An 18,517-nucleotide genomic window follows, 5' to 3' on the forward strand; every position below is an offset into this window, starting at 1 on the left:
ATGGGTATGTTGGGTATGTTCTCGTTAAATTTACATATTCCTGCGATACTGTCCGCCTACTTCGTAGAGGGCGTGGGTGATCTGGCCGAGGGAGCAGTATTTTACGGTTTCCATCAGCTCTGCGAAGATGTTGCCGTTATTGATGGCCACTTCGCGGAGTTTGGCCAGTGCAGCGGCGGAGCGTCCCTCATTGCGTTTCCAGAAGGCATGGAGGTTTTCAATCTGCTGTTCCTTTTCCTCACGGGTGCTTCGGATGACCTCGCCCGGTATGATGGTGGGTGACCCCTTTTTATTGAGAAATGTATTGACACCAATCAGGGGAAGTTCGCCGGTATGTTTCTGCATTTCGTAGTGAAGGCTTTCTTCCTGGATCTTGTTACGCTGGTACATCCTTTCCATAGCACCTAAAACACCGCCGCGTTCATTGATGCGATCGAATTCGGCCAGCACGGCTTCCTCCACCAGGTTGGTCATTTCTTCGATGAGGAAGGAACCCTGGATAAAGTTTTCGGTTTTGGCGCTACCGAGCTCACGGTTGATGATCAGCTGGATGGCCATGGCGCGACGAACGCTTTCTTCTGTTGGTGTGGTAATGGCTTCGTCGTATGCGTTTGTATGGAGCGAATTGCAGTTATCATAAATAGCATAGAGCGCCTGGAGCGTGGTTCGGATATCATTGAAATCGATCTCCTGTGCGTGCAGCGAACGCCCTGAGGTCTGGATATGGTATTTAAGTTTCTGGCTGCGATCATTGCCCTTGTATTTCAACTTCATTGCCTTGGCCCAGATGCGCCTTGCAACACGCCCGATGACACTGTATTCAGGATCCATACCATTGCTGAAAAAGAAGCTGAGGTTGGGGGCAAAATCATCGATATGCATACCGCGGCTCAGGTAATATTCCACATAGGTAAATCCATTGGCGAGTGTGAAGGCCAGTTGTGTAATGGGATTGGCGCCGGCCTCCGCAATATGATATCCGCTGATGCTGACACTATAAAAATTGCGGACCTTCTGGTCAATAAAATATTGCTGCACATCGCCCATGAGTTTGAGGGCAAATTCGGTGGAGAAGATACAGGTGTTTTGGGCCTGGTCTTCTTTGAGGATATCAGCCTGCACTGTTCCGCGAACCTGGCTAAGTGCTTCTGCTTTTATGCGTTGATAAATATCAGGCGGTAAAACTTCATCGCCACTGAAGCCCAGCAGTGCGAGTCCCAGCCCCTTGTTTCCTTCGGGTAGTCGTTCGGGTGAGGAGGGATTATAATATTTGGGTCGGGGCAGTTTTGCAAATTTGTTTCGCAGCACTTCTTTCACCAAAGCAGGATCCGCTTTGGAGGCTGATCCCCCCGCACCCCCATCGCTAAGCTGTTCTGGATTATCCGACCTTGTTTTATTCCCCGCTATATTATTGTCGCCAGCAGATTCAAGTCCCCACTGCCCAATGCCCGGGCGACATTCCTTCAATTCCTTATCGAGATATTTTTCACAAGCCTGGTCGATGGCAGCGTTCATGAAGAAGGCCAGCAAAATAGGGGCAGGACCATTAATTGTCATGCTAACGCTGGTTTTAGGATCGCAGAGATCGAAACCGCTATAAAGTTTTTTAGCATCATCAACTGTTGCGATGCTCACCCCACTGTTACCGATCTTACCATAGATATCGGGCCTTGGAGCGGGATCCTCACCATAAAGTGTAACCGAATCAAAGGCGGTAGAAAGGCGCTTGGCGGGTTGGTCCTGTGAAACATAATGGAAGCGTTTGTTTGTACGTTCGGGTCCACCTTCGCCGGCGAACATACGGGTAGGATCTTCTCCCTGCCTTTTCAATTCAAAAACACCTGCGGTATAAGGAAATTCTCCCGGCACATTTTCCTGTAATTGCCAGCGAAGAATATCGCCCCAATCATGGTATTTTGGCAACACCATTTTTTTGACGGTGGTGCCACTTAACGAAACCGTGGTAAGCGGTTGGCGGATGATCTTATCTCTCACTTCGTATTCAAAGAATGGCTTGTTGTATTTATCTACCAGCGAAGGCCAGGCCTCAATGAGTTTACGGCAATCGGGATGGAGCTGTTCCTGGTAGCGATCGCGCATCTTTGATAACTCAGGAATGCCGGAAACTTCTTTCTCACCAATAATTCCATTGATCTGGTAAAGTTTTGTGGCGATGGCCACCTGCTCCTGCACCCATGCATCATAACCGCGATTATTCTCTGCAATCTCACTGAGGTAGCGAACTCTTTTAGGAGGGATCACCTGCGATTTTGCGGAAGTATCTTTATTATGTTTATGAAATTCTATGGTGCCAAAACTGGTTCCTGTTTTCTTCTCTATTGCTGATACCAGTTTTTCAAAAAGTTCGTTTACTCCCGCATCATTGAATTGTGCGGCGATGGTGCCAACGATAGGAAGGTCTTCATCTTTAGCGGTGAAGAGATTGTAATTGCGTTTGTATTGTTTGCGTACATCGTGCAATGAATCGAGTGCGCCACTTTTATCGAATTTATTAATGGCGATCAGGTCGGCATAATCGAGCATATTGATCTTCTCCAGTTGTGAAGCAGCACCATATTCTGGTGTCATCACGTAGAGACTAACATCGCAATGATCGAGGATGGAAGCATCTGATTGTCCCACCCCTGCAGATTCCAATATCACGAGGTCAAAACCGGCAGCCCTGCAAATATCAATGGCGTCCTGAACATGTGCGCTGAGGGCTGTATTATCATCGCGGGTTGCCAGCGAACGCATATAGGCACGGGGAGAGCTGATGCTGTTCATGCGGATACGGTCGCCCAGTAAGGCCCCGCCTGTTTTCTTCTTGGAGGGGTCAACGGAAATTACGGCAACTGTTTTGTCGGTGAAATTGTTGAGGAATCTCCTGACGATCTCATCTGTTACGGAACTCTTTCCGGCGCCACCTGTTCCGGTTATGCCGAGCACTGGTATGGTGGTTGTTTCCTTCTCCCCTGTTGCGGGTTCACCATTACCCAATTCTTTATTTGTAATTGCCCTTGCGATGAGGCGAACATCTTTCCATTCGCCCAGCGTCATGGGTGCTTTATAACCGTTGCCATTAAGCGAAAAATCACATTGCCTGATAACGTCTTCTATCATTCCCTCGAGGCCCATTGTGCGGCCATCATCGGGCGAATAAATTCGTGTTATTCCATAGCTGTGCAATTCACGGATCTCTTCGGGGAGGATGGTACCACCACCGCCGCCGAAAAGTTTGATATGACCGCAACCGTTCTGGTGAAGCAGGTCTTTCATGTATTTAAAGAACTCCACGTGGCCGCCCTGGTAACTGGTGATGGCGATGCCCTGAACATCTTCTTCAATGGCCGCTTCCACAATTTCATGCACGGAGCGGTTATGCCCGAGGTGGATGATCTCCGCCCCTTTTGACTGAAGTATCCTGCGCATGATATTGATGGCCGCATCATGCCCGTCAAACAGCGATGCTGCGGTTACTATCCGAACTTTATTAACCGGTGTATAACCCATATTAGAAGCAGTTTCAATTAGTTAGCAAATGTACGTTAGTCGCCCGAATTACGAACGCCTGTTAGTATCAACGGCGGGGGGACGAGGTTGCGGATGATTGGAAGCGGGTGGCGGCATTGGGAGAAAATAAGTTACCTTAACCGAACAACCCTAACAACATGGCACTGGCTTTTTTTGAAGCCCTCTATACGCGCTCGATGCTTTCGGAGGCTTCCATTGAAAAGATACGGCAGTTTTACAAGTATCAGAAGACCTCTGTACGACTGGAGATACAGGTATTGCTTTACCTGGGCGTATTACTGGTGAGTGGGGGTACCGGGGTATTGATCTATAAGTATATCGACCAGATCGGTCACCTGGCTATAATTTCCGGACTTTTATTGGCAACCATCGGGTGCTATACATGGTGTTTTCTTCATAAAGAGAAGCAGGCGCTGAGGGTGGCAGAATCAGATAAAGAATCATCGCCGGTATTCGACTATGTATTGATGCTGGGAGCCATATTAATGGTGACCCTGGTGGGTTATTTACAGAGCCAGTTTCAATTATTTGGAAGCAGGTGGTCACTGGCAAGCTTTATACCCATGGTATTGCTATTTGCGACGGCCTATTATTTTGATCATCGGGGAGTGCTGGCACTGGCCGTCACCAACCTGGCGGCATGGCTGGGCCTGACAATTAATGCGTCGAGCGTGTTTGGACTGGCCGAGCTTGACAGTAACCGTACCATAATAACCGCGCTGGGCCTGGGTGTATTTTTAACAGGATTATCGTGGGTGGTAAAAAGGAGCAGTATCCGTCCACATTTTGAAGGAACCTATCACCAGTTTGGAACACATTTCTTTTTTATTTCATCGATAGGGGCGATGCTGAATTTTGAAGGGAGCTGGCCATTGTTTTTTGTTTTACTGCTGGCCGGCGCTGGGTATCATTACCTGAAAGCTATTCGGGAGCGATCTTTTTACTATATGGTGGTGATGGTGTTGTACAGTTATATTGGCATAACGATAGTATTTATAGACAAGGTTTTATCAATGCTTGACCGGGGACCCAATACAATTTATATAACACTGTTTTATTTTATTGGTACGGGCATTGGGCTCGCGACCTTACTGATTTCCCTCAACAAAAAACTAAGGCACCATGATAGCTTATCCCATTCCTGAACTGGAGCAACTGGAGAAAAGGGATCTTATAGATGAGGCCTTCAAGCAGGAGCTGATAACGGAAAAAGAAAAGCTACTGGTGAATCATCAGTTAGGATCGAGGCTCTACATGCCGAATTTCTTTGTGCGAATTGGTCTGGCGATTTTGACAAGTATAATTTTGCAAGCCATTACTGCACTGGCGATTCAGGCAACAGGGGCAGAACAAACAAATTATATATCGCTTTTTACAGGATTGGCGAGCCTTACCGCATTGGAATTTTTTGTGAAGAAACGTGGGCATTACCGATCGGGCATCGATGATATTTTATTGTATACAAGTGTTAGTTCGTTGGTTTTATTTGCGGGACTTCAACTGGATATGTTGTATGCACCCGACAGGGTTTGGGTGGCGGTCATCGCCTTTTTGTTGTGCAGTGTTGCCTGGCTCAGATATCTCGACCGGCTGGCGGTGGTGGCTTCCCTCCTCAGCCTCTGTGCAGTTGTGATAACCCTGTTTTACTGGAATGATTATCCACAGTCGCAGCTGATGTGTTTTGCACTGGCCTTTACGATGGGGGCCAGCAGCCTGATTGCCGGGTATTTAATGGGAAGAGAAAGGTTTAGGTGGCATAAGAGCTGTTTGCATGTGCTGAGAAGTTTTGCCGCGGCGATGGCCTATGTTTCGCTGCATGTATTTGTAATAGACAAGTTGATGGCCGAACAGCCTTCTGGTGGCACGCTGGCAGGGGGATGGCAAGTATTTCATTGGGGCTGGACCATTGTAGTACCTATAATAATGTTATGGCGTTCGATTGTGAATAAGGACCGTTTTCAAATAAGGATATGGATGGTGTTGCTGTTGAGTGTATTTTATTTCCAGCACTATTATTACCCGGTGTTTGCGGGAGAGATCACTACATTAATATATGGCTTGTTATTGCTGGGGTTAACCGGGCTGTTGGTACGATTCCTGAAAAAAGGAAACAGTTCTTACAGCTTCAGGAAGGGCGGTGATGAGGGCGACCTGCTGCAAAGTGCCCCCTGGCTGGTGGTGGGCGGATATTCGGGTGTGGCTGTGGCGCCAGATGCCGGTGGAGAGGTGGAATTTGGCGGTGGAAAATTTGGCGGTGGGGGTTCGGGAGCGGAATATTAAAAAATTTCCTAACTTTCCCCCTCGTGAAAAAACTAGCTGCCATACTTGCCATGGGCATCCTGCTGTTCAATCTGCTGGGATACCGCGCTGTTTTTTCTTACCTGGAAACACATTATAGTCAGAAACTAGATGCCAGGCTTGATGTTGATCATTATGATGCGTCGGCATTGGTAACGATCAAAGTTCCTGTTGACGAACTCCCCTACTATACCAACTCTCCCATTTTTGAACGTGTAAAAGGTGAGGTGATGATTGGCGGAATGAAATACCAATATGTGGAGCGCAGGATCTACAACGACTCACTTGAAATGCGTTGCATTCCCAATGCAGAGGCGCACCATATCACCAATGCGAGGGATGAATTTTTCCAGTTAGTGAATGACCTGCAGCATACAAATTCTACGGGTAACCAAACAGGGAAACAATCTGTTTCCATAAAAAATATTCTCACTGAATGTGTGGAGAGCATGGCAATTGCAGCATTCACACCTGTTTTCCGCGAGACCGGGATAATCTATAATGATTTCCGGGTAAATCTACCTGCGGGAATAAAGCATTCTTCCGAACAGCCGCCAGATGCCTGATTGTTTTCGTGACTACGTTTATTGAAAGTAAGTGTACTCAAACCGGGTATGCGTTGGCATACACTGATGGCATACCCGGTTGAGCCACACTTAAGTAAGCAACTTAACCAATCAACTGCAATGATCAGACGCATAATTAAATGCGTCGCCATTCTGTATCTTTTTACAGGGGCGGCGTTAAATACAATGGCGCAAACCGCCTTCGACGGTTTCACGATGACAAAAGGAGAGCTCTGCATCGTGGCCGATTATGGAGAATCCAAATGGACAGAATACTGGGAGGGAAAAAGATTGAGAGAGAATCTTAATATAGGTGAATTCACCTCTAAAATCTTTATGCCCATGCTGGGATATGGCATTACCGACAGGATAGCGGTATTTGCCACTGTACCTTATATCAACAATTCATCAGATGCCGGCTATATGGCCAATTTAAAGGGCTGGCAGGACCTGGCCGTTGAGGCCAAGGTTCAACTGACAAAGAATAGGGTTGGAAAAGGCACGCTGTTAAGCTTTGCCACTGTAGGATTTTCTGTTCCGGTAACAGATTATATCCCCGATTTCCTGCCATATTCAATCGGGTTGGGATCCAAGACAGCCCAATTAAGGGCCATAGGGCATTATAAACTGGATAAGGGTTGGTTCACTACCATTCAGACAGGTTATATAATGCGTGGTAAAATTGAGGTGGACCGGGAGACATATTATACTGATGATCAGTATTACAGCAAGGAAATGGCCATTCCTGATGTTTGGGATGGCAGTGTTCGTGCCGGCTTTGATAATCGTCATGTAAGGCTTGGGGTACAGTATAACTGGGCCATCAGCACCAGTGGGAGTGATATCCGTCGTAATGATATGCCGTTTCCGGGAAACCGTATGGACCGGCAGAGCGTGGGTGTGAGTGCATTATGGTGGACGCCATGGATCAAAGGACTGGCTATACATGCCATGGGCGACCAGGTTGTGGCAGGCAGAAATATTGGCAAGTCCTTTACCTGGATGGGTGGCGTGCAATATGTTTTTAAACCTTTCCAAAAAAAGAAAAATGAGCAAGCAGAAAACTAATTATATCATATTGGGGGGAGTTGCTATGATGGCAATCTTCGCCGGGTGTTCAAAAGAGGTTGAGCAACGATCGTTACCCTCGTTTGAACCTGTAGCTGTTGAAAACGATGGGGGCAACTGGAAGACCATACTTGTTGGAAGCCCTGCTGACATTACTATTAGCGCGCCTGAGGCGGTTGGAAGTGCAGCTTATACGGCTGAATTACAGCAGATAGCTGATATGCAGGCATCGATAACGGACACGGATAAGCGCGCTATTAACAAATGGAAAAATAGCGGGATCATAAGGTGGAATGAAATTGCGAGAAAGCTGGTAGCTGTATATAATATTCCGCCGGAAGCAAATGCGGAAGGTAATTATCCTGCTCCCAATGCCAATGATCCGGGTGCTTATCCAAAATTTCCTTTTGCCAATCCCCCTTATGCATCAAGGGCCTATGCATATTTGCATGTTGCTATTTATGATGCGTTGGTGACCACATGGAAATATAAATTTCAGTATAACAGGAAGTCGCCCGCCGCGCAGGGTGGGGCCATTAAAGCGCTTGAGCCTTTGCAGGAAGGCCTGCCATCTTTCCCTTCGGAAGATGCAGTAGTGGCACAGGTAAGTTACCGGCTGCTTAGGGTTATGTTTCCGAATGACAGTACGATGCTGGCTGCTGAGCGCGATGAACAGAAGCGTGCAAAGGTGGTTAGCGGGGTGGCTGCGCCATCAGATATTGCTGCGGGAGAGCAGATCGCCAACCAGGTAGTGGAAAAGGTGTTAGCGCGTTACCGCACCGATGGTATGGGCCAGGCGGGAGGTAATCCGGCATTATGGGCAGAAGCCAAACAGGCCGCTATCGACCGCGGATTAACAATGCCATGGGAGAGCCTGGAGAAACCGGCAAGGCCCGGAATGCTCACGTTTTTCGGGAATGTGAAACAATTCCTGATCACAACCAGTCAGCGAGATTCATTACGTCCGCCGCCGCCACCTGCTATTGGCTCGGCTGAATTTAAAGAAGCACTTGCGGAAGTGAAACGAATGTCAGAGATACGCTCCGGAGAAGTTTGGCGCATTGCACAATTGTGGGGCGATGGTGCTGGCACATATACGCCACCGGGACATTGGAATGAGATCGCCTGCAAATCAATTGTTGCCAATAAATTCAGTGAGTTGCGAACAGCGAGAACACTTGCACTTATGAATATGGCGATTTTTGATGCAGGTATAAGTTGCTGGGATGCGAAGACCTACTATTATTATCCACGACCCTCGCAGGTAGATCCATCAATTAAAACAATTGGTCTGCCTAATTTTCCATCCTACACATCGGGGCACTCAACTTTTTCCGCTGCTGCGGCTACTGTTCTGGGTTATATCTTTCCGGGAGAAAGTGCATCCTTTGAAGCTATGGCGCTGGAAGCTGCTGAATCACGTATCTATGGTGGCATACATTATCGTTTTGATTCGGAAGCCGGACTGGATTGTGGTAAGGCAATAGGTAGTTTTGCGGTAAAACTTGGCCAGCGGGATGGTTCTAATTAGTATTAACGGTGATGTGTAGTTGCATTAGGAATAACATACAAATGAAGAAATAATCCATGAAAACGAGAACAATGATGAGGAAGATGTCGGCTGTTTTGGCTTTACTTGCAATGGTGATGCAACTTATAAGTTGCGGTGGCAAGAAGGATTATAAGGCTGCTATGCATGATCCATTTCTTTACTGCAAAACGGTGAAGAAATTAAATGATGTTGTATTGGAGAATAATTTTCCTCCTATGATAGCAACGCGGAATTATGCCTATGCCAATATTGCGGCATATGAGGTCATAGCTGCCGGCGACCCTTTGCATTACCAGAGCTTATCGGGGCAGATTAAACATCTTCCTCCAATGCCAAAACCCGCCGATACTTCACTCATTGATTTTCCTCTGGCTGCGATGCTTGCTTTTACAAAGGTGGGTAATGCGGTTACTTTTCCGGAAGGAAGTTTAATGGGATATTATGATGAGTTATTGGAGAAGGCTGATAGTTTGGGCATGCCGTCTGCAATAGTGGATGGCACCAGGGCCTATGCTGATACAATCTCAGCTGCCATCATGGCCTGGTCGAAAACTGATAACTACGCCCAAACCCGCTCCAGTACCCGATATACAGTAAACAGTGATGAAGGTCGCTGGATACCTACTCCTCCAATGTATGCCCAGGCAATGGAACCGCACTGGATGGAAATAAGGACACTTGTGCTTGACAGCGCTTCCGTGTGCAAGGCACATCAGCCACCGCCATTCAACATGCGCGATACCAGTGGGGTTTATTACAAGGCGGCAATGGAAGTAAAAACTATTGGTGACAGCCTTACAGATGAGCAAAAACATATCGCAGATTTTTGGGACGATAATCCCTTTAAAATGAATGTGAGTGGTCATGTAATGTTTGCTACCAAGAAGTTTTCTCCGCCAGGTCACTGGATGAATATTGTGGGGATAGCGGCACAAAAGGCTGGTGCCGATTTCAATACTACCGTCACCGGATATGCGAAAACAGCCATTACACTTTTTGATGCTTTTATCAGTTGCTGGGAAGGTAAATACAGTTACAATTCGATACGTCCTGAAACAGTCATAAACCAGGTGATCGATCCTGAGTGGAGGCCTTATATTCAGACACCTCCATTCCCCTCTTTTCCGAGCGGGCATGGAACGGCGTCGGCTGCTGCTGCCGAGGCGATGACCAGTGTTTTTGGTGATAAATTACGATTCACGGATACTTCCCTTCTTGAGTTTGGTATAGCCAACCGGGAGATCACATCTTTCAGGGATGCAGCTGCGGAAGCAGCCATGAGCCGCCTTTATGGAGGCATCCATTTCCGCTTTGACAATGATATGGGCGCTGAGTCGGGGCGTCGTATTGGCGAAATGGTAGTAAGCCGATTAAAAATGAAAAAATAACTAACCCGTCTGACATGCGTCATGACAGACGTCAGACGGATAAAACAACTGCAATGAAAAAAATAATATTATCTCTTTTTGCGCTGGCGCTGCTGGCATTAAATGCGAATTCACAGGGCTGTGTTGCGATCAGGGGCACTGGCACCAATTGTTCAGTATCGGGGCAGCAGGTGGCTGCCGGGCAATGGCAATTAAATATCGGCTATCGTTATTTCAAATCATTCCGTCATTTTAAGGGCAGGGATGAACAGGAAGAAAGACTGAAACAGAATACAGAGGTAATCAACTGGCAACATCTTTTGGACCTTTCGGTTGCTAAGCAACTGAATGATAGGTGGTCATTTTTGATAGGCTTACCGATAGGGATCAACAAGCGATCCTCTTTATATGAGCATGGCCGCACTGAGCGTCATAATACCGAATCATTCGGCATTGGCGATATGCGGGTTATGGCATATCGGTGGATGATCGATCCTGCGAAACATAGTAAGGGAAATTTTCAATTGGGGATGGGATTGAAACTTCCCACCGGCAATTATAATTACCAGGACTATTTCCAGAATGTTGGGGTAGACGGAAAGCCGGAACTGAGGCCTGTTGATCAATCTATCCAGTTGGGAGATGGAGGTACGGGCATTGCAGTTGAGTTGAATGGTTTCTATAGCTTTTCGCCGATAGCCGGACTATATACCAATCTTTATTATTTATCCAATCCACGTGAAGTAAATGGCACACGCACTTACCGAGAAACATTAAATGCTGTATTAGCCAATGAATCTATCATGAGCGTTCCCGACCAGTATATGGCAAGGGCGGGATTCAATTACAATTTTTTGGGGAAATTAAAGGGTGTATCCGGAAGCATTGGTGGACGCATTGAGGGAATTCCTGTTGAGGACCTGCTGGGAGAAAGTGGTGGATTTCGGAGGCCGGGATATGTAATAGCTGTGGAGCCCGGAATAACTTACCAGGCAAAGCGGGGCGTGTTTTATGCTACTGTACCGGTAGCATTGGAACGTAACCGTACCCGTAGTGTAACAGACAAGGAGGCCTCCTTGCAAAGTGGTACCTTCCGTCATGGTGATGCTGCTTTTGCGGACTACTCCGTGAACCTGGGATATTCATTGAGATTCTGATAACCCTCAGTTAAACCCATCTGACGCCTGTCGTGACAGGCGTCAGATGGGTTTTTTCGTAATATTGCGATTATGAAGATATGCCGCATGTATGGGTTAGGGAGTTTATTGATTTTCGTTTGTTCGATGTCGTTATTCGCACAGGATAATGGAAAAAATACATCCGTAAAAGGCAATGATTCAACAAATGATTTTCCCAGGAGGTGGGTTGGGAAATGGAAGGGAACCATGCATTGGTACCAGGGCCTTGTTGAACGCGAGCCGGTACTAATGGAGCTGCATATTTTACCGCTCGATAGTGCTGATCACTATACCTGGCGTATGATTTATGGCAGTCAGCAATCGGATGTGAGACCATACATTTTAAAGCCTTTTAATAAAGAGAAGGGACATTGGCTTATTGATGAAAGGAATAGTATCGTGCTTGATCATTTTTTGGTGGGCGACAGGTTTAGCAGCAGTTTTACAGTTCAGGGTAATACACTAATAAATAATACCTGGCTAAGCGGGGATAGTTTAAGTGTTGAATTTTACAATATGCAGGAAAAGCCGATCGCGATAAGCGGTGGTGGGGATAGTACAATTCCTAAAGTAAAAAGTTATGGGATAAGAACCTACCAACGAGCTGTTTTATACAGGTATTAAAATTCATCTTAAACAGCAGGGTCAACCCATGCTTCATTCTCTTTAAGCAAACTTATCAGTTCCGACACTGCCACTTCACTATCAACATTTCGCTTTACAACTTCCTTACCCTTATATAATGTGATCTTTCCGGGTCCGCTTCCTACATAACCAAAATCGGCATCCGCCATTTCACCCGGTCCATTTACTATACATCCCATTATTGCGATCTTAACTCCTTTAAGATGGTTGGTAACTGAGCGGATCTTTGCGGTGGTTTCCTGCAGATCAAACAGTGTGCGGCCGCAGCTTGGACAGGAAATATATTCAGTTTTGCTGATTCGTGTGCGTGTGGCTTGTAAAATACTGAAGGCGGTATTATTGGTGAATTGTTGAATATCTTTTACCGGCAAATAGGTGCGACCGCTAACCTGCATGTTTTCAACCTTAGCGTCGGCACTATAGCCGAGGCAGATACCATCGCCTAGACCATCGAGCAGTAAGGCGCCTGTTTCTGTGGCAAAATGAATCAGGTGCTCGTCGGGCGTTTGACCATGACTGTCAGTAATGAGGACCACTGGATTAAGAATACCGCGTTGCAGCAATTCTATGAACATGCGTCGTACCGATTGCATGGCATTCCGGTTGGTACTGCTTAGGCATATGACCACAGTATGATCATTCGCAAGTGTATCGATATGGGTGAAATCATTGAGCGCAGTATCATCACCGAAACAATCAACCATCACAAAATTAAGTTGGTTGCTTTTTTCTTTGGCAGTTACAAATCCACTATCCTGGAAGATGGGGAAATATTTTGTTTTATCGATTGCTGATTCCCATGCAGCGGGATAAACGATTACTTTGAGGGTGCCGGGTAACGAAAAGGTAAGAAGCTGGTGACCTGTGAAAATATAATCTGCAGCGGCATCACCAATATTCCATTTATCTGTAGTTGCATCATATGTGTAGCCGATTGCCTGCAGGTGATGTGGTTGAATTCGGGAAATACTACTAAGATCGGCCACAACAACCGGAACCTGCCTGCCACCAATATTCTGAACAGGGTCAGTATTACGACGCTGGTATGAAAAGGGAGAATATCCAAGCCTTGCAATGTCGGCAGGCTGAACTCTTTCTGATGATAGCGGATTTGAATAACGTTTTACCAGGTCGCGGCAAACGGGTATCTCAAATTCAGGGTCTTCGGTTAATGATACCCGTATGGTATCGCCTATACCGTCTTCCAGCAAGCTGCCGATACCGATCGCTGATTTGATTCTTCCATCTTCGCCATCGCCTGCTTCCGTCACGCCAAGGTGCAGTGGATAGATTTCTCCGAATTCGGCTTCCATGGTTTGTATCAGCATCCGGTAAGCCTGAACCATCACCTGCGGATTGCTGCTCTTCATGCTAAGAATGATATTGTGGTAGCTTTCATCGCGTGCGATCCGAAGAAATTCCATTGCGCTTTCCACCATACCCATGGGGGTGTCGCCATAACGGCTCATGATGCGATCGCTTAATGATCCATGGTTGGTACCAATACGCATAGCGGTACCGTATTCCCGGCATATTTTTACAAGGGGGGTAAAGCGTTCGCGGATCCTGTCAATTTCCGCGGCATACTCTGCATTGGTATATTCGATCTGTTCAAACTTCTTCTTATCAACATAGTTACCCGGATTGACCCTTACTTTCTCGATGATGCGGGCGGCGATCTCTGCAGCGTTTGGGGTGAAATGAATATCGGCTACAAGCGGTGTTTCATATCCCCGGGCGCGAAGTTCTTTTTTGATCTCTAAGAGGTTTTCCGCTTCTTTTTTACTGGGTGCGGTGATCCTTACCAGTTCTGCCCCTGCTTCGATGCAACGGATGCTTTGCTCCACCGTTGCAAGGGTATCCATGGTATCTGTGGTGGTCATTGTTTGAATACGGATGGGGTGGCCATTGCCAAGTAGGAGATTCCCGATCTTAACCTCTTTGGTTAGCAGCCTTTTATATGTAGTCAGTGATTCGGTATATAGTTGCATAGGGCAAAGATAACATGTCTGACTTACGTCAGGATGGATGTCAGACCGATAAGGGGTTTTTTCACTCTACCATGGGGTAAATCGAGGTTTTATATTGTATTCATGAAACCATTACTTGGGGAGTTGTACCATATTTACAACAGGGGCAATCAGAAACAATCAATTTTTCTGAATGAAGAGAATTATTACCATTTCCTGGACAAAATGAATGAACATCTGGTTCCTCACGTGGACCTGCTCTCATGGACATTGATGCCAAACCATTTTCATTTTCTAATTCATGCGAATGAGCAGACTATAAAAATACTCGAAGGGAGGGTATTGCCCATTACCCAATTATCAGATGGTATGCGTAAACTCCAAAGCAGTTATACGCAAGCATTCAATTCCTGGTATGAAAAATCAGGCAACCTTTTCCACCAGAAATATAAACATAAAATCATAGGCCCAGATGTTCTACGCCAAGGTCGAAATACATTTCATTATGTGCATTCTAACCCGGTTACCGCTGGTCTAGTAAAGCGCATGCGGGATTGGAAATTTTCTTCATATTCAGAATACTTATATCCAGAAAAGAAAGGAATGTGTAACCAGGATATGGCGATGGAATTACTTGAACTTGATCGAATGTCTATACTTTTCCCCACCATCTGACATCTGTCAGGACGGATGTCAGACGGGTTATTACCACCTAACCCTTACCAATCTTTTTCGGGGCGGTTGACGCCGGGGCCTTTTTGTTGAAGCTTTTTCTGGATCTCCTTTTCTTTTTGCTCGAGGGCTTTAAGTAATTGTTCGACCTGTTTCTGGTTCAGTTTGCTTTGCTGTGGTTGTGGTTTTTGTTGTTCCTGTTGTTTTTGCTGCTGGTCTTTGGGCTGTTGTTGCTGTTGTTGCTTTTTCTCCCGGAGAGCCTTTTGTAGGTTTTCGCGTGCCTGCTTATCTTCCGGATCCAGCTTCAGCGCTATTTTCCAGGCATCGATACTCTTATCAAGTTCCTTCCCCTGCTGGTGTACCACCCCTTTATTGTACCATGATTGCTGGGTAAGTTTCTTGTCCTTCCCTTTTTCGATGACCTCTTCATAACCACCAAGAGCTGCTGAGGCATCGCCTTTTTTCACCAGTGCATTGGAGCGGTTATACATGGCAGTTGGATCGGCTGGATTGGTGGTAACTGCTTTATCATAAGCTTTAAGTGCCTCTTCAAAATTGCCTTCGCGGTAATACTTGTTGCCTTCACGGACGGCGGGCAATTGTGCATCTGCATTTATGGAGATGAAAAGACATCCCCCAAGAATCATCATTATAGAGAATGTTCTCATGCAAGGACTTTTTTACGTTCTGAAATAAAAAGTTCTGCCAGCAGCAGGATAAGTGCCAGTGCCATAACATAATAGAAATAACTATGGTATTGAACGAAGGCCTCGTCTTCCAATTCCTTTTTCTCAATACCTGCTAATTGTTCGCGAATGGTGGCTGCGGCTGATCCTGCATCCTGCAGATATACGTAAACGCCGTTTCCCACCTGGGCCAGTTCGCGGAGTTGCGCCTCGTTCAATTTAGTCCTTACAACATTGCCCTGTGCATCGCGCTTGCTGTCGTTGATGGAGGGATCGTAAATGGTAGAACCCTCGGCTGACCCCACTCCCACTGTATTGATCATAACCCCTGTAGAAGCCAGGTCACGAACCACCTTTAATGCCTCGGCGTCATGGTCTTCGCCATCAGATATAAGTACGACGGCCTTGTATTTTTTCTCTTTGCTATTGAAAGCTGTGCCCGCCATCCGAAGTGCTTCACCAATGACCGTTCCCTGTGTAGGAACGGCGTCGGGACCGGCATTCTGGAGATATAATTTGGCGGCGGAGGCATCTGATGTGAGGGGCATCTGCATGTAGGCATGCCCGGCAAACCATATCATCCCTATCCTGTTATCGGCCAGTTGATCAATCAGCAGGCTAGCCAACTGCCTTGAGCGCTCCAGCCTGTTGGGCTTGATATCTTCCGCCAGCATGCTCTTACTCACGTCCATGAGCAACATCACATCAACACCTTTTCGGTTGACCGCCTCCGTTGCTCCTTTTTTACGGGGATTGGCCGCGGCAACAACCAATAATGCGAGCGCCAATAATGCCAGAACCGTTTTTACAAAAAACTTACGGGGAGAATAACTGCGGGTCAATGCCTGCACCAGGGCGGGGTCTCCAACCTTTCTGGCAGCGCGACGTTTCCATCGCAAAGCAGCCATGAATAAAGAGAGTAAAACTGCCACAAGGGCGAGTGCTGCAAAGAGGTAAATATTTTCAAATCGGAACAAGGGTGGACTGTTTGAAGCAAGTTAAGACAAAAAAGAGGCCAAACTGGTATTTGGAGGTACCCGTCTGACATGCGTCCTGACGCATGTCAGACGGGTATGTTATTTTTCGCCTTTCAGGAAGCCAAGGTGGGCGAGGATATCTTTCAGGATCTTCAGCCGGATGGTGGGGATATCGGCGGCGGGATCGGGTGTTCGAAGTTGTAGTACAAAGAAGTAGGGATGGCGGTTTTCCTCGATCCAACCGATGATCCAACCGATAGAGTCGCCATTGGCATCTTTTCCCCAACCTGTTTTGTAGCTGAGTTTGTAATTGGAATTATCTTCCATCAGCATCATTTTTCGCACCATCTCATTGCTACGACGCTGGAAGGGAAGCTGATCGAAATAGAGTTTTTTCATCAATCCCAGTTGTTCATCAGGGGTTATTTTAATGCTGCCATCGAGCCAGAAGCTATCCACCTGGCTAATGATGGCCCGTCCATACCGACCGGCATAACCCAGTGTATCGAGCCATTGCTGCATGCTATCCTTTCCTATACGCCTTGCCAGTTCCTGGAAATATGGAACAGATGAAAATCGGAAGGCGCTATAGAGGCTCAGGTCCTGGTTCCAGCTTTCTATGGGCCTTTTAATGCCATCCCATGCTATTACTACGCTATCATCTTTCAGTACACCCGATTCAAGGCCCACCAGGGCATTCACCACTTTGAACGTTGAGGCTGGCAGGAATGCAGAATCGCGGAAATGTTTTTTGTCGGAGATAATAAAACTGCCGAGGCCGTTATCAAACATCCCGAAAACGCCGGTCACTTTTTGTGCAGTGAAATATTTTTCGAGCTCCCTATTTTCTTCCACATTATTGGGAGCGCAACCCGTTAATAACAGTAATGAAAAAAGAATCAGGGGAATAGAGAACAGACTCTGCTCTTGTTTAGTGGAACCAGGAATATGACGTCTATAATTGAACACTGAAAGCATATGGAAATAATTGTGGCGCAAAGGTAGGGGAACTCTCATTTGAAGTGCATTTATGGTAGATTTGTTCAATGAGATTCCGTATTTCAAGATCTGTCACCAACGATATACCGCTATTGCACCTTCATGATGAGAGTGGCGGGGTAACCATATCCATTGCACCGGATTCGGGTGCCATGCTGCATGCTTTTGTAGTTCCGCTTGCTGAAGGGCCTCATAACATAATAGATAACTATTTAAACGCAACTGATCTTCAGGATAACCTCTCCCGGTCTTATAAAAGCAGCAAGCTTTCACCCTTTGCCTGCCGCATCAACCAGGCCAGGTACCAGTGGGAAGGGAAGGATTATGAGTTCGCGAATAAGTTTGCTGATGGCAGTGCCATCCATGGTTTGCTTTTCAATAAAGCCTTTGCCGTAACAGAACAGGTGGTTACGGATTTTATGGCATCGGCGAGTTTCCGATATGAATACGATGCTGAGGATGCGGGTTATCCATTCCGGTATGCCTGCACCATTACTTATACTTTACTGCCCACACAAACGCTGCAGGTGCAGACAACACTTGAAAACCTCGACAGCAGGACCATTCCAATAGCAGATGGCTGGCATCCATATTTCAATATGGGAACTAAAGTGGATGATTGCCTTCTCCAATTTCCGGCGATCGGAATGTTAGAATTTGATGATAAGTTATTACCAACCGGCAAAATGGTTCCTTTCGATGCCTTTAACAATTCTGCTCCTGTTGGCTCGGTTTCGCTTGATAATTGTTTTGTGCTGGAGCCAGGTGAACAACCGGTTTGCGTTTTCCTCAATCCGGCCAATGGTGTTGGCATCCGCTTTCATACGGATGGAAATTATCCTTATTTACAAATCTATATCCCACCGCACAGGGAGAGCATGGCAATAGAAAATCTAAGTGCCGCCCCCGATGCATTCAATAACAAAATGGGACTGCTGGAACTTGAACCAGGAAAATCCCAAACTTATACCCTGCATTACGAAGTAACTGTAAACAAACCCTGAA

15 protein-coding genes are annotated in these 18,517 nt (G+C 46.5%); 10 read left to right on the forward strand and 5 right to left on the reverse strand.

The features are described 5' to 3' along the window. Positions 1–30: 30 nt before the first annotated feature. Positions 31–3,513, reverse strand: coding sequence for a methylmalonyl-CoA mutase family protein (locus tag V6M43_RS05380; protein WP_332733090.1), 3,483 nt, complete (start codon positions 3,511–3,513; stop codon positions 31–33). A gap of 158 nt (positions 3,514–3,671) precedes the next feature. Here V6M43_RS05380 and V6M43_RS05385 point away from each other — a divergent pair, with 158 nt between their 5' ends. The 8 genes from V6M43_RS05385 to V6M43_RS05420 all read left to right on the forward strand — a co-directional run bounded on the left by V6M43_RS05385 (position 3,672) and on the right by V6M43_RS05420 (position 12,187). After that, the gene (locus V6M43_RS05385) at positions 3,672–4,679 is read left to right on the forward strand and encodes a DUF2157 domain-containing protein (RefSeq protein WP_332733092.1); all 1,008 of its coding nucleotides are present in this window, start codon (positions 3,672–3,674) and stop codon (positions 4,677–4,679) included. Then, positions 4,657–5,814: a hypothetical protein gene (locus tag V6M43_RS05390; protein WP_332733094.1), complete on the forward strand. Its 1,158-nt coding sequence runs from the start codon at positions 4,657–4,659 to the stop codon at positions 5,812–5,814. Before V6M43_RS05385 ends, V6M43_RS05390 begins: the two co-directional genes overlap by 23 nt. A 23-nt stretch (positions 5,815–5,837) precedes the next feature. Continuing rightward, positions 5,838–6,398 (forward strand): hypothetical protein, encoded by a 561-nt coding sequence (locus V6M43_RS05395; protein WP_332733096.1) that lies wholly within the window; start codon positions 5,838–5,840, stop codon positions 6,396–6,398. Between the two features lie 120 nt (positions 6,399–6,518). Continuing rightward, the gene (locus V6M43_RS05400) at positions 6,519–7,466 is read left to right on the forward strand and encodes a transporter (protein WP_332733098.1); all 948 of its coding nucleotides are present in this window, start codon (positions 6,519–6,521) and stop codon (positions 7,464–7,466) included. Then, positions 7,447–8,997 (forward strand): phosphatase PAP2 family protein, encoded by a 1,551-nt coding sequence (locus tag V6M43_RS05405; RefSeq protein ID WP_332733100.1) that lies wholly within the window; start codon positions 7,447–7,449, stop codon positions 8,995–8,997. The genes V6M43_RS05400 and V6M43_RS05405 overlap by 20 nt, the downstream gene beginning before the upstream one ends. A 56-nt stretch (positions 8,998–9,053) precedes the next feature. Next, positions 9,054–10,406 (forward strand): vanadium-dependent haloperoxidase, encoded by a 1,353-nt coding sequence (locus tag V6M43_RS05410; protein WP_332733102.1) that lies wholly within the window; start codon positions 9,054–9,056, stop codon positions 10,404–10,406. Between the two features lie 53 nt (positions 10,407–10,459). Further along, complete coding sequence (locus V6M43_RS05415) at positions 10,460–11,542, forward strand: hypothetical protein (RefSeq protein ID WP_332733104.1); 1,083 nt, start codon at positions 10,460–10,462, stop codon at positions 11,540–11,542. Between the two features lie 126 nt (positions 11,543–11,668). Continuing rightward, complete coding sequence (locus V6M43_RS05420) at positions 11,669–12,187, forward strand: hypothetical protein (RefSeq protein WP_332733106.1); 519 nt, start codon at positions 11,669–11,671, stop codon at positions 12,185–12,187. A gap of 8 nt (positions 12,188–12,195) precedes the next feature. Here V6M43_RS05420 and ispG read toward each other — a convergent pair whose 3' ends face one another. Continuing rightward, on the reverse strand, positions 12,196–14,199 hold the full coding sequence (gene ispG, locus V6M43_RS05425; protein WP_332733108.1) for a (E)-4-hydroxy-3-methylbut-2-enyl-diphosphate synthase: 2,004 nt from the start codon (positions 14,197–14,199) through the stop codon (positions 12,196–12,198). A 102-nt stretch (positions 14,200–14,301) separates the two neighbouring features. Between ispG and V6M43_RS05430 the strand changes: the two genes are divergently transcribed. Continuing rightward, entirely contained in the window at positions 14,302–14,853 is a 552-nt protein-coding gene (locus tag V6M43_RS05430) for a transposase (RefSeq protein ID WP_332733110.1), read from the forward strand. A 44-nt stretch (positions 14,854–14,897) separates the two neighbouring features. Here V6M43_RS05430 and V6M43_RS05435 read toward each other — a convergent pair whose 3' ends face one another. The 3 genes from V6M43_RS05435 to V6M43_RS05445 all read right to left on the reverse strand — a co-directional run bounded on the left by V6M43_RS05435 (position 14,898) and on the right by V6M43_RS05445 (position 17,530). Beyond that, positions 14,898–15,518, reverse strand: coding sequence for a tetratricopeptide repeat protein (locus V6M43_RS05435; RefSeq protein WP_332733112.1), 621 nt, complete (start codon positions 15,516–15,518; stop codon positions 14,898–14,900). Next, the gene (locus tag V6M43_RS05440) at positions 15,515–16,513 is read right to left on the reverse strand and encodes a VWA domain-containing protein (RefSeq protein ID WP_332733114.1); all 999 of its coding nucleotides are present in this window, start codon (positions 16,511–16,513) and stop codon (positions 15,515–15,517) included. Before V6M43_RS05440 ends, V6M43_RS05435 begins: the two co-directional genes overlap by 4 nt. Positions 16,514–16,612: 99 nt before the next feature. Beyond that, complete coding sequence (locus tag V6M43_RS05445) at positions 16,613–17,530, reverse strand: penicillin-binding transpeptidase domain-containing protein (RefSeq protein ID WP_332733116.1); 918 nt, start codon at positions 17,528–17,530, stop codon at positions 16,613–16,615. 29 nt (positions 17,531–17,559) lie between these two features. Between V6M43_RS05445 and V6M43_RS05450 the strand changes: the two genes are divergently transcribed. Beyond that, a complete protein-coding gene (locus V6M43_RS05450; RefSeq protein ID WP_332733118.1) occupies positions 17,560–18,516 on the forward strand; it encodes an aldose 1-epimerase in 957 nt (318 codons plus the stop codon). The last annotated feature ends 1 nt before the right edge of the window (position 18,517 follow it).

This window comes from Flavihumibacter sp. (genome assembly GCF_036676075.1).
Taxonomy (GTDB): Bacteria; Bacteroidota; Bacteroidia; order Chitinophagales; family Chitinophagaceae; genus Flavihumibacter.